Origin of the sequence: Streptomyces sp. MUM 2J (assembly GCF_022414535.1) — a bacterium.
GTDB lineage: Bacteria > Actinomycetota > Actinomycetes > Streptomycetales > Streptomycetaceae > Streptomyces.
In genome coordinates this window covers 23588-36020 of the sequence record NZ_JADWYM010000018.1, presented here as the reverse complement: position 1 = coordinate 36020, position 12433 = coordinate 23588, and the positions used below count along the sequence as shown (strand labels likewise).

Here is a 12433-nt window from a genome sequence, read left to right as displayed (position 1 = left end):
AACACACCCTACGCCCTATTTGTCGGAGTCGACGAAAGAGGCCGAAATCACGTCCTCAGGTCCAAGAGCTGGCAGGTCAGGCAGTCTGCTCCCCGCACCCGCGGGGATGGTCCCGCCCTCGCTGTCGCCCGCGCCATCAACGGAGACTGCTCCCCGCACCCGCGGGGATGGTCCTGTCTACTTCGCCGACACGGACGCCTTTCTCGGCTGCTCCCCGCACCCGCGGGGATGGGGTGCGTCCGGGGAAGCGCCTCAACCACCGCAACGGCAATCGCCCGCGCCAGTCCGAGTGGCCCACCCTCGCTGGCTCCGTGGAACTCGCTGTCCGCACACTCCGCAGCGGGAGCTACTACTTCCGGCACTCGCTCCTCGAACGCCGCCGCTGGGCCGCGCGGGCCTGGGTCTGGACGCCACGACCATCGAGGACGGCCTGGGCCCGCTCGCCTGCCTCACACCGGTCGAGTTCGAATCGCGCCTGATCGCGTCAGGTACTGCGTCACTCGCTGAATGCAACCGGTGTCCGCTCCCCGGGATCAACCTCAACATCAAGATCACCCCAGGGCGAGCCAATGTGACAGCGTCTTCCCTTCCCCAGGCCCACCTGTTTGGGAGTCGGTTACCGGAATCGGCACGATCCCGTGGTCGCTCCGGGTCGCCGAGCGCTGCCCGCGAGGTGGGGGTGTGGTTCTGCTCGGACATCGGTCCCGGGATCAGCGGCAGGAACTGCAGGAACTGGGAGTCGCCGGTCGCGGGGGCGCCTGGGCGGAGCGGTTCGGTCTTCGTCGGCCGAGCGGCGGCTCGGCAGCTCCGTCGAGCGGTGTGAGTGGCCGGCGGGCCCGCTCCAGCCACTCCCGGTAGGCTTCGGCATCGCGGGCCACCGACCAGTAGGACTGCTCCAACTCGGGGTAGACGTCGTCCAGTTCGGCCTCCGTACGGGCCGCGAGCAGAAGGCGTACGCCGATCGGGTCGCCCTCCAGAGGGCGGATCGCGAGGTCGGGACGAGGGTGCGCGGTGGGCTGAACCACCGTGACCACCTCGCCGGTGGCGGCCAGCGAGTACGCGGTGAGGTAGTCGCCGTGCAGCATCTCCGACTCCAGACCGGCCGCCCGCAGCGTCCGGCACAGGGCGTCCCACTCCCCGTCGACGGTGGCGTCGACCATCCAGCGGTCGTCGGCCAGGTCGGCGAGGGGAATCTGCCGCCGGGCCGTCGCCGGGTGGTCCGCCGCGAGCATGACGAACTGCGGTTCGCGCTCGACGAGAACACGCAGGCTGATCCCGGGCGGAATGCGCAGCGGGCTGCCCTCGACCTCGTGTACGAAGGCGATGTCGAGCAGTCCTGCGGCGACCATGCCGAGCAGGATGTTGGCAGAGACGTTCATCTGCAGGGTGGGTTCGATCCGCGGCTCTTGCGCCCGCAGCAGACGCAGCCAGCCGGGAATGGCCCGGCTCGCGGTGGCACCGATGCGCAGTTGGAACCCCGCGGCGGCGCGGGCGGCTGCCGTCCTGGTCTCGGTGACGATCGCCGCGAACTCCGCCACCAGAGGCCTGGCGCGGCTCAGCACTGCGAGTCCCAGGGGGGTCGGCCGGCAGCCGGTCCGGGCGCGCACGAAGAGCTGGGCACCCAGCGCGTTTTCGATGCGTTGCAACTGCGTGCTCAATGAGGGCTGCGCCAAGCCGAGTTGCCGTGCCGCCTTGTGCAGGCTGCCGGTGTCGGCGATGGCACAGAGAACGCGCAGGTGCCTCACCTCCAGCTCCATGAAAGGAGCGTAGGGCGGGACGGATCGGTACACCAGATGTTCAACTTTCAGCGAATGTGGACGAGTCGGTCGAGTCGAACCGCCGGTCGACGCCACTGGTCGAGTTGGCCGCCGATAGCACCGCGCTATCTCCAACTGGCATCATCCGCAGACCCATTGGGCTGAAGGAGACTCAGAGGCAACCGATCGTTCAACCCCACAGGACGAGAAGGAGCCCCCCACATGGCTTCGTTCCTCATGCCCAACAGGCCGAAGAACTCCAGGAGACTTCTGGCCCTCGCCGTCACCCTCGGCCTGGGCCTGGCCTCCGGCGCGCTCGGCACTGCCTCCCCGGCGAGTGCCCGGATCGCCGCCGAGGCCCCGGCCGCCCACGCCTCGGCCGCCAGCTACGTCGGCACGGCTGGGAACACCGGCGACAAGGCGTTCTTGGACGCCGTTCTGAAGTCGGTGGCGAAGCGGCAGGCCGGCCAGCCCTCCCTGAACGTGGTGACCGTCTACTACAACGCCTCCCGGGCACCGAGCTTCCGCTCCCAGATATCGAGCGCCGTCTCCATCTGGAACAGCTCCGTGTCGAACGTCAAGCTCCGGGCGACCTCGGGCAGTGCGGACTTCGCCTACTACGAGGGCAACGATCCACGCGGATCGTACGCGTCGACCAACGGCCACGGCCGCGGCTACATCTTCCTGGACTACGCACAGAACCGGCGGTACGACTCGACCCGGGTCGCCGCCCACGAGACCGGTCATGTGCTGGGTCTCCCCGACCACTACAGCGGCCCGTGCAGCGAGCTGATGTCCGGCGGCGGCCCCGGTCCGTCCTGCACCAACCCGTACCCGAACTCCACGGAGCGCGCACGGGTCGACCGACTCTGGGTGAACGGCCTCGCCAAGGCCGTCGCGCAGCTGAGCAAGACCGGCTGACCTCGGTGAACGGGGCGGGCCTGCCTCCGGCACCTCCCGGTCCGCCCTCTCCCGTACGGACCGCGGCCCCGGCCGTGGTCCGTACGGATGTCGTGTGAACGGCACGGGAGCGGCCACGCCCGCGGAAGCGCTGAGGGAGGTGAAGGTCCACAGGTGGCCGACCTCAGGTTGGCTTGCGCCACACGGAGACGTGCTTCGTGGAGTCCTGGGTGAACGGCGCCCCGTCCCAGTCCGCGACACGACGTTCCCTCTCGAGCCCGGCCATCCGTGCCATCAGGTCGAGTTCTGCCGGCCAGGCGTAGCGGTGCCGGGAGTCGCCGCGGCGGTAGCGGCCGTCGTCGCCGTCGCGGGTGAAGTGGTGCGAGACGAGAACCTGGTCGACGAGGTCGAAGGTGTCGAAGCCGAGATGCCGCTCGGAGACGTCGAACGCCACCGCGACCTGGCCGGCCGGCAGGAACCGCAGCGGCGGCACGCCCAGCTCGATGACGAATCGGCCGCCGGGCTCCAGATGACGTGCGGCGTTGCGGAAACACTCGACCTGCTCGTCCTGCGTGAGCAGGTTCGTGATGGTGTTGTAGACGAGGTAGACCAGGGTGAACCCGCCGGGAACGACGGTGGTGGCCATGTCCCCGATGACCACCGGGAGCGTGTCCTCGTCGATCTTGCGCCGCAGCACCGCCGCCATGTGCTCGGACAGCTCGATGCCCACCACCGGCACGCCGCGTTCCCGGAGTGGGACGCCCACTCGTCCGGTCCCGATGGCGAACTCCAGTGCCCGGCCGTCTCCGGCGAGTTCGGCGAGGAAGGCGAGAGTCGGTCCGAGGACGGCGGCTGAGGACATCTCGGTCTCCTCTGCGTCGTAGCGGTCGGCGGTCGCACGGGTCCACAGCTCACTGCTCGTCACGGGCGGCCACTCTGCCGGGTACCGAGGGGCGCTGTCGACGCATCTGCCTTCTCCACCCGCTCCGCTCACACGGTTCGGGGCGGGGCCGGTACAGGCCTTCAGGGGCTGCACCGCCCGAGCGGCCGCGAGGTCGCGACCTGCGGCTGCGGCTGCGGCTGCGGCTGCGGGGTGTCGACCACCGGGGTGGTCCTGTCCACGAGGGGGTCTGGGTGGCGATGTCGCCGTGCAGGTTGGACAGTTGCGGGACGGCGTCACCGGTTCCGCTCGTGGTGGACGCCCTCGTGTGGCTTCCGTGGCATGGGCGGCGGTCCGCCGGGGGCGGGTGGGTGGCCCGCTCAGCCGCGGGTGCCGAAATAGCTGCCGGTCACCTGCCCGTCCTCCGTGCCGGCCGCGGCGACACAGCGGAAGACACGGAGCCCGTCGTCCCATTGCGCAGCGCTCGGCGGAATCACCGTGATCTGCCAGTCGGCGGCGATATCCGCGCCGTGCGGGGACCTGGAACCGGCCATGACCTGCTGGGAGCACAGTGCCCGGACATCGGGGTGCTTGATGAGGTCCCGTGCGTTGTTCGTCATGCCGTCCGCGGGCAGGGAGGCGATGGCGAACGTCTCCCACACGTGCTTCACATGGCAGTCCGCACGGCTGACGGTGACGATCCCCGATACGTCGAGAATGCCGCTCCAGCACTCGGGGCTGGTCACACACCGGCCGCCCACACCCTCCACATCCGTGGCGGGGCAGTTCTCGGTGGTGGTCGGCACCCCGAAGCCGGGCGAGGAGGGCGAACTGCTTCCTCCGGCTGTTCCCGGCGATGAGGGCGCGGCGTTCGAGGTGGAGCCCGCGCCCCGGCCGGTCTGCCCGGTCTGCCCGGTCTGGGAGACCACCACGGTGATCGACACCGTGACCGAGACGGCCACCGCCGCCAGCACGGCGATCAGCCGGGGGCGCCACCGTTTGCGTTCTCGGTCGACTGTTCCCGTGGGCGTCTCCCTGGTCCCGGGTGCCTCGCCCGGGTGTCCCGGAGCCGTCCCGGCCAGGAGGGGGTTCCCCAGGGACTCGGGCAACGGGGTCGTGTCCTGAGTCGGGGTGTGGGGCGGCGCGGGGATGTCCCGGTACCCCCGGTGGGCGGGGCCGCCGGTGGTGGTCATGCCGGGTGCCGGTCCGAAGCGGCCGAGATCCACGGTGTCGAGGTCGACCGCGGCGAGACCGTCCCGCAGCGCTCCGGCGTGGGGCAGCCGGTGCACCGGGTCCGCCGACAGGGCCTGCCTGAGCACCTCGTTGAGGGCTGCCGGTACGGCGGGCAGGGCCGGATAGGGCCAGCTGTGCCGCACGATGAGTTCGGCAAGGCCGAGTTGACGGCCGTCCGCCGGGAAGTGGGGCGGGCGCCCCAGCAACAGGGCGTACACGGTCGCTGCGAGCGAGTACACGTCCCCGGCGGTCGACGGCTCCGCCATGCGGAACGCCTCGGGCGGTGCGTACGCCGGAGTCAGCGCATCCCTGGTCACGGACAGTTCCTGGTCCGGGCGTGGCATGGCGGCGAGCCCGAAGTCGGTCAGCGCCACCGCGCCGTACTGGTTGACCATGATGTTGCCCGGCTTGATGTCGCGGTGCAGCACCCCGGCGGCGTGCGCGGCTGCCACCGCGTCGGCGATGCCCACACCGATGTCGCGGGCCTCCTTGACCGGCAGCGGTCCGTCGCGGAGCAGCCGCTCGCCCAACGAACCGCCGGGACACAGCTCCAGCACGATGTACGGGCGGTTGTCGTCGAGCACACCGGCGTCGTACACGGCGACCACATGCGGATGCCCGGACAGCCGCCCGGCCGAGGTGACCTCGCGCATGAACCGCTGACGGTCGCGCTGGGTGGACAGCCTCCTGCTGTCCACCTTGAGCGCGACCTCCCTGTCCACCATCAGCTGACGCGCCCGGTACACCGTGGCGAACCCGCCCTGTCCCAGGACCTCCTGGACGTCGTAGCCGGGCAGCTCGAATTGTCCGGGGCGCATGCGCCGCCTCCTCCAGTGTGAATCCCCCGGAGCCGGCACGCCCGGCCCGGAACGGGTGCCGAGACTGTAGCCCAGCCACACGACCACCTCGACGGCAGCATCCGCGCGGCGATCGCCGACGGGCACCCGGACCTGATCACCAGCACCGGAGGACGGCCGGTGTGCCCGCGGCCCAGCGCGGTCTCCGCGGTCGGGAGCCGCAGATCACACCACGGCGGGCCGGCATGCCGTCCTGGATCCGGTGGGTGACCGCAGGCTCCCCGCAATGCCGTGGGACCAGGTCGCCGACAACACCGGCGCCCGCACCACCGGCGCGGATCGGGCCACGATCCGATCCGTCGTCGAACCGGTGGGAGCGGCTGTTCCTGGCGGGACGCATGGAGAACTCCCGGGTCGGGGTCTCCCCCCGCGGACACCGCGGGCCGGGGGCGGGCGCAGGTCGACCGCCGGCTCCGTCTGCCTGAGCACTCCTGCTGCCAGCACCGGCTCCTCGATGAGACACGCCCCGGCGCCGGGTGCGCTCAGTGCGCGCACTCGGCGCCGGGGCGGCACGCCGCTGTCTCTCCGGCCGTCACCTGACGAAGCGGACGGCGGACGGGGCGGAGGAGTGCCCCGCCCCCTCCCCCGGCCCGCTCAGGCGCGGTGCTGGTGGAACCGCGCTGTCGCCGGGGCGAGGGGGGTGTTGCCGAGGATGAGGTCGGAGGCCTTCTCCGCGAGCATCATCACGGGTGCGTAGATGTTGCCGTTGGTGAGGTACGGCATGGCGGAGGCGTCGACGACACGCAGCCCTTCGACGCCGTGCACCTTCATCGACGTCGGGTCCACGACGGACATGTCGTCGACGCCCATGCGCGCCGTGCAGGAGGGGTGGTAGGCGGTCTCCGCGTCGCGCGCCACCCAGTCGAGGATCTCCTGGTCGGTGCGGACGTCCGGACCGGGGGAGATTTCCCCGCCGCTGAAGTCGGCGAACGCCGGCTGGGCGAGGATCTCCCGGGCCACGTGGATCGCCTCGATCCACTCCTTGCGGTCGTTGGGGGTGGAGAGGTAGTTGAAGCGCAGCGCCGGATGCTGCTTCGGGTCAGCCGACTTGATCTTCACGCTGCCCCGCACATCGGAGTACATGGGTCCGATGTGGACCTGGTAGCCGTGTTCGGCGTTGACGGGGGTCCCGTCGTAGCGCACGGCGATGGGAAGGAAGTGGAACATCAGGTTCGGGTAGTCGACGGTGTCGTTGCCCCGTACGAACCCGCCCGCCTCGAAGTGGTTGGTCGCGGCGGGACCCTTGCGGCCGAAGATCCACTGCATGCCGATCTTGGGGCGGTTGTGCAGCTTCAGCGCCGGGTTGAACGAGATCGGCTGGGTGCAGGCGTGCTGGACGTACACCTCAAGGTGGTCCTGGAGGTTGGCGCCGACGCCCGGAAGGGCGTGCACCATGTCGATCCCGAGCGGGGTGAGGTCGTCGGGGTTGCCGACGCCGGAGAGCTGCAGGAGCTGCGGGGTGTTGATCGCGCCGCCGGAGAGGATGACCTCGCCGCCGTGGACCTGCCGGGCCGGGCCGCCCGGCCTGCGGTACTCGACGCCGACCGCTCGGGTGCCGTCGAAGAGGACCCGGTTCACATGGGCGAGGGTGCGCAGGGTGAGGTTGGGGCGCTTCTTGACCGGGTGGTAGTAGCCGCGCGCAGACGACCAGCGGCGGCCGTCGCGGATGTTGCGGTCGAAGCGGGCGAACCCCTCCTGCTGGTAGCCGTTGACGTCGGAGGTCAGCGGATAGCCGGCCTGCTTGGCAGCGTCGAGGAAGGCCCCGAAGAGCGGGTTGTCGGAGTCGCCGCGCTCGAGCCAGAGCGGGCCGCCCTCGCCGCGCCACTCGTCCGCTCCTGCGGCGCAGTGCTCCATGCGCTTGAAGTAGGGCAGGCAGTGCGCGTAGTCCCAGCTCTCCATGCCGGGATCGGAGGCCCAGCGCTCCAGGTCCAGGGGGTTGCCGCGCTGGAAGATCATGCCGTTGATCGAGCTCGACCCGCCGAGCACCTTGCCCCGGCCGTGGTAGACACGGCGTCCGCCCATGTGGGGCTCGGGCTCCGACTCGTACTTCCAGTCGTAGAAGCGGTTGCCGATCACCATCGTCAGCGCGGCGGGCATGTGGATGAAGATGTCCCAGATCCAGTCGGGACGGCCCGCTTCGAGGAGGAGGACCTTGTTCGACGGATCGGCGGAGAGCCGGTTGGCCAGCACGCATCCGGCCGAACCTCCACCGACGATGATGTAGTCGTAACGCTCGCGACTCACTGCTCTCCTCCTGCTGCAGGCCCGGCGAACCAGCGCATGGGCTCCGGCTTGATGTTGTGGTAGATGTGCTTGGTCTCGCGGTATTCGTCCAGCCCGGACGGCCCGAGTTCGCGGCCGATACCGGACTTGCCGAATCCGCCCCACTCCGCCTGCGGGAGGTAGGGGTGGTAGTCGTTGATCCACACGGTGCCGTGGCGCAGTGCGCCCGCGACCCGCTGGGCGACCGAGGCGTCGCCGGTCCACACCGCTCCGGCCAGCCCGTACTCGGTGTCGTTGGCCAGCCGGACGGCCTCGTCCTCGTCCTCGAACCGCTCGACGGTGAGGACCGGGCCGAAGACCTCTTCGCGGACGACCGTCAGGCTCGCGTCGCAGTCGGCGAAGACGGTGGGACGCAGGAAGTAGCCGTTCTGCAGGCCGGGTTCGTGCGGACGGTGGCCGCCGGCGACCAGGCGGGCGCCTTCGGCGAGCGCCTGTGCGATGTAGCGCTCGACCTTGTCCCGGTGCTCGGCGGAGACCAGGGGGCCGCACTCGGTGCCGTCGTCGAGCCCGCTGCCGAGCCGGATGGCGTCGGCCCGGCGGGCCAGCTCGGCGACGAACGCGTCGTGGATGGTGTCCTGCACGATCAGCCGTGACCCGGCCGAGCACACCTGCCCGGAGTGGAAGAACGCCGCGGACAGGGCGTAGTCGACAGCGGTGTCGAAGTCGGCGTCGGCGAAGACGACGTTCGGGTTGTTGCCGCCGAGTTCGAGGGCGACCCGCTTCACGCCGGCCGCGGCCGCCGCCATGATCTTCTGTCCGGTCGCCAGGCCACCGGTGAAGGAGACGAGGTCGACGCCCGGGTGGGAGACCATGGCGGAGCCGACCGTCGGCCCGCCGCCGAGCACCAGGTTGACCACACCGGCGGGGAACCCGGCCTCTTCGAGGAGCTTCACCAGGTGGAGCGTGGCGAGCGGGGTGACCTCGCTCGGTTTGACGACCGTGGTGTTGCCGGCGGCGAGCGCGGGAGCGAGCTTCCACGACATCTGGAGCAGCGGGTAGTTCCACGGCGCGATGAGCGCGCACACCCCGACCGGTTCGTGGACGACACGGCTGATCGCATGGGGATTGCCGGTGTCGACCACACGGCCCGCGTCGGCGTCGGCGAGGTTGGCGTAGTAGCGGAAGACCGCCACGATGTCGTCGACGTCGGTGCGCCCCTCGGCGAGGGTCTTGCCGGTGTCCAGGCTCTCGGTCCTGGCGAGTTCCTCGCGGTCGCGGACGAGCAGCTCGCTCAGCTTCCGCAAGCGCTCACCGCGCTCGCGCGCGGAGGTCGTACGCCACGGCCCGCCGTCGAACGCCTTGCGTGCCGCGGTCACGGCGGCGTCGACGTCCGCCGGATCGGCTTCGGTGACGGTGGCCAGCTCACTGGCGTCGTAGGGGTTGAGTACGGCCCGGCCCGGTCGGGCCCCCGCCGACGCAACCCACTGTCCGTCGATGAACAGGTCCTTCATCCAGCGGATTCCTTCACTTCAAAGGTGCGGGGGAAGCATGAATGCGTACAACCGTACACAAGATGTGTACGGGAGTCCACATTGGCGGCACGATACCGTTGGCCCGTGCATCAGACGAGGTCAGAGGGGAAGTCCGCGATCATGGCAACCAGCCAGCCCGGTACGAAGCGGAGGCAGCGAGGACCGACCGACCCCGACCGGCGCGACCGCATCGCGCGGGCGGCCATCACCGTCGTCACCGAGCAGGGCATCGACGCGCTCACCCATCGCAAGGTCGCGGCGGCCGCCGGGGTACCGCTCGGCTCCACGACCTACCACTTCAGAACGCTGGACGACCTGGTCTCCGCCGCCCTCGCCGAGGCAGCCGCACGCAGCGTCGCCGCCCTGCGCGCCTGGGCCGAGGCGCTGCCGCCGGACGCCGACCTCGCCACCGAACTGGCCGACTTCGTGGTCCGCTCGGTCGGCGAGAAACGCCAGGACACCATGGCCGAGAACAACCTCTACGCCCTCGCGCTGATCCGCCCTCACCTGCGCCAGGCCGCCGTCAACTGGGACAACGCCGTGGCCGAGGTGCTGGGCCGACTCACCGACCCGCTGACCGGCAGGATGGCGGGCGCCCTGCTGTGCGGCCTGCTCATACAAGCCGTCCTCACCAGCGAACCCCCCGCCCGCACGGACATCGAAGCCCTCATCTCACGTGCGCTGCACGGCAGAACGACCCACGACGCACCACCTCACTGAGCGACCCGCCCTGGACCGGATTCGGCTGGAGCACGGCGCAGGGGGCCGCGGAGCGGTCGTGCGCGTTCGTCGATGGGGTACGGCGAGGAGGTGGCTTCGCGGGCCCGGGGGTCCCGCGCCCGGATCGGCAAGTACCCGAACCCTCGTCCGGCTCTCTGACCGCTCACCGGCGCTCGTTCCTCACCCGCCTGCCTGCCGCCGGGACACGGTTGCCCGTGCGCTTCGGGTGCGGTGTTCTCCGTCATTCAATCCGGAGCGCGGTTGCAGAGGGGCCGTGCCTTCAGCAAGCGCACGCGCCGGGAAGCCGTGAGCGACGCGGCGGGCGTCGCGGTGCCGGGCGGTCAGGCACCCGGTGACCGCACGGGCGGCTGCAGCAGGGCGGTCAGTACGCCGATGTCGGGCAGCGTGTCGAGGCCCAGAACGGCCTCCTCCAGGGCCTGGCTTCTCGCAGGATCGATCGCCCGCCGGGTGAGGGCGCGGTACTTCTCGACGATCTCCGCGTTGCTGAGCCGGTTCTCGCCGACGCCACGCGGCTGGACCACCACGGTCTCGTGTACCGTCCCGTCGCCGAGCGTCAGCCGTAGGCGCGTGGTCAGCTGCTGCTCCAGGCCGCCCTCGTCGTACACGGGGTCGTGGCGGGTCTCGGTGCGCCCGATCAGCCGCCACACGTCCTCGCGGCCGGCGCGTTCCCTGGTGAACTGGTCGAACAGTCCGGCCCCGTCGACGAGGGCGACCGCCACGGCGTACGCGGCGTTCATCTGCGCACCGATCGGCTCCAGCGGCCGGCTCGGTGTCCAGCCGCACTTCTCGTACATCCCCCGGGCGAGGTCGATGCGGATGCCCGCGATCTTCTCGATGTCCTCTGGGGACAGCTGCAGCTCCCCGCGCAGTTGCAGCGCGGCGTCCATCGCCGCGTGCAGGCCCCCACAGGCCGCGTAGGGTTTGACCGCGATGCGTTCCGTCTCCCAGATCTCGTCCAGGGTCCCCGCGATCCGGGACGGGTCGGGGAGCTGTCCCTGGCCGAAGACGGTGAGGAACCCCCCGTACTCCCGTTCGAAGACCCGTTTGATCCCGGTGTACCCGGAGGCGGCGAGAACGGCGGCGACCAGGCCGTTGCGGGCCGCGAAGCCGTGGTGCATGCGCTTGACCATGGACTCGAACTGCACGGCCATCAGCCCGCCCGCCTGGGTGCACGCCATGCCGAGCGCGTCCTCGAACCCGACGGCATCCAGGTGGTACAGGGTTCCCGCAGCCGCGGCCGCGGCGGGCGGACCGAAGACGGTGCCGGAGTGCCATCCGCGGATCATGATGTCCGCTCCGTGCAGTGCCATGCCCACCCGGGGACCGACCTCGTAGCCGAGGACCGCGGCGAGCAGGAATCGCGCGCCCGTCGTCTCCGGACGGTGCCCGGCCGCGGCCAGCAGCGCGGGCAGGACGACGGCGTTGCTGTGCAACGGGCCGAAGGGGTGGTAGTCGTCCAGCTCGAAGCCCTGGATGAACCCGGAGTTGAGCATCGCCGCCGTCAGCGGTCCGGTGGTGAGTCCTCCCCACCCGGTGATCACGGAGTCGCCCGCGCCGTCGAGAGCGGCGAGCGCCTCGACGGCGATCCGCGAGGCAGGCAGTTTCGCGCCTACGAGGGCGCACGCGACCCCGTCCAGCAGCAGGTGCTTGGCCCTGTCACGCACCGGATCCGGTACGTCGTCGAGGGTGGTGGCGGCCAGCCAGTTCGCCAGCTTTCCGGTCGGCCCGTCCGGATCGGTCGGCCCACCCCGGGAACCGGGGGTGGGGCCGTCGGCGGAGGAGGCGGACTTGAGGGACACGGGTGACGACCTCGTCTCGCAGGGTGGCCTATGGCCCGTGCACGGATGCGACGGGCGTCCTCATTGTCGGAACGTGGAAGGGGCCAGGAGGACGAGGCGCTCCGTCCTGCTCGCGGGTTTCCCTCCGTCGGCCGCTCGCTGCCGGGATCGGCCGGTGCTCCCTGTGATCCGGGCGGCCAGGGGTCTCCGTTCCGGTCGAGGGATGCGGCAGCGTCCCGTGCGGGCCGGGTCACGGTGCTCTCCTACGACACCGACCCGGGCGACACCAGGCGTGTTGCAGGGCCGGGGCCCGCCCAGCGCAGCAGCACTGCTGCGACCGGTAGACCACACCCGGTCAACGGACACGCCGCCGGCGGGCAGACCCGGCCAAGCATCACGGGGACTGCGGGCTGACCGCTTCGTGGGCCAGGGCCACCAGGTCGCCGATCGCCGGGTGGCCGGGCCCGTCGCGCCATGCGAGGGACGACCGGGACCTCCGGCGCGTCCGTCAGGGGAGCCCGGGCCCGGGCTC

8 protein-coding genes are annotated in these 12433 nt (G+C 70.9%); 2 read left to right on the top strand and 6 right to left on the bottom strand.

Annotation, left to right across the window (positions count from 1 at the left end; genetic code table 11):
• Positions 1 to 710: 710 nt before the first annotated feature.
• On the bottom strand, positions 711 to 1757 hold the full coding sequence (locus tag I3F54_RS16755) for a LysR family transcriptional regulator (protein ID WP_240119593.1): 1047 nt from the start codon (positions 1755 to 1757) through the stop codon (positions 711 to 713).
• A gap of 222 nt (positions 1758 to 1979) precedes the next feature.
• Here I3F54_RS16755 and snpA point away from each other — a divergent pair, with 222 nt between their 5' ends.
• Positions 1980 to 2678, top strand: a complete 699-nt coding sequence (snpA, locus tag I3F54_RS16750; protein ID WP_240119592.1) for a snapalysin — start codon at positions 1980 to 1982, stop codon at positions 2676 to 2678.
• A 163-nt stretch (positions 2679 to 2841) separates the two neighbouring features.
• Here snpA and I3F54_RS16745 read toward each other — a convergent pair whose 3' ends face one another.
• The 4 genes from I3F54_RS16745 to I3F54_RS16730 all read right to left on the bottom strand — a co-directional run bounded on the left by I3F54_RS16745 (position 2842) and on the right by I3F54_RS16730 (position 9361).
• Positions 2842 to 3582, bottom strand: coding sequence for a class I SAM-dependent methyltransferase (locus I3F54_RS16745; protein WP_240119591.1), 741 nt, complete (start codon positions 3580 to 3582; stop codon positions 2842 to 2844).
• A gap of 335 nt (positions 3583 to 3917) precedes the next feature.
• On the bottom strand, positions 3918 to 5588 hold the full coding sequence (locus I3F54_RS16740) for a serine/threonine-protein kinase (RefSeq protein WP_240119590.1): 1671 nt from the start codon (positions 5586 to 5588) through the stop codon (positions 3918 to 3920).
• Between the two features lie 633 nt (positions 5589 to 6221).
• Positions 6222 to 7871: a choline dehydrogenase gene (gene betA / locus I3F54_RS16735; RefSeq protein ID WP_240119589.1), complete on the bottom strand. Its 1650-nt coding sequence runs from the start codon at positions 7869 to 7871 to the stop codon at positions 6222 to 6224.
• On the bottom strand, positions 7868 to 9361 hold the full coding sequence (locus I3F54_RS16730; protein WP_240119588.1) for an aldehyde dehydrogenase family protein: 1494 nt from the start codon (positions 9359 to 9361) through the stop codon (positions 7868 to 7870). The genes betA and I3F54_RS16730 overlap by 4 nt, the downstream gene beginning before the upstream one ends.
• A gap of 141 nt (positions 9362 to 9502) precedes the next feature.
• Here I3F54_RS16730 and I3F54_RS16725 point away from each other — a divergent pair, with 141 nt between their 5' ends.
• A complete protein-coding gene (locus I3F54_RS16725; RefSeq protein ID WP_240119587.1) occupies positions 9503 to 10102 on the top strand; it encodes a TetR/AcrR family transcriptional regulator in 600 nt (199 codons plus the stop codon).
• Positions 10103 to 10443: 341 nt separating this feature from the next.
• Here I3F54_RS16725 and I3F54_RS16720 read toward each other — a convergent pair whose 3' ends face one another.
• Positions 10444 to 11922 carry an MmgE/PrpD family protein gene (locus tag I3F54_RS16720; RefSeq protein ID WP_240119586.1) on the bottom strand — a complete coding sequence of 493 codons (1479 nt, stop codon included), beginning with the start codon at positions 11920 to 11922 and terminating at the stop codon, positions 10444 to 10446.
• Between the last annotated feature and the right edge of the window lie 511 nt (positions 11923 to 12433).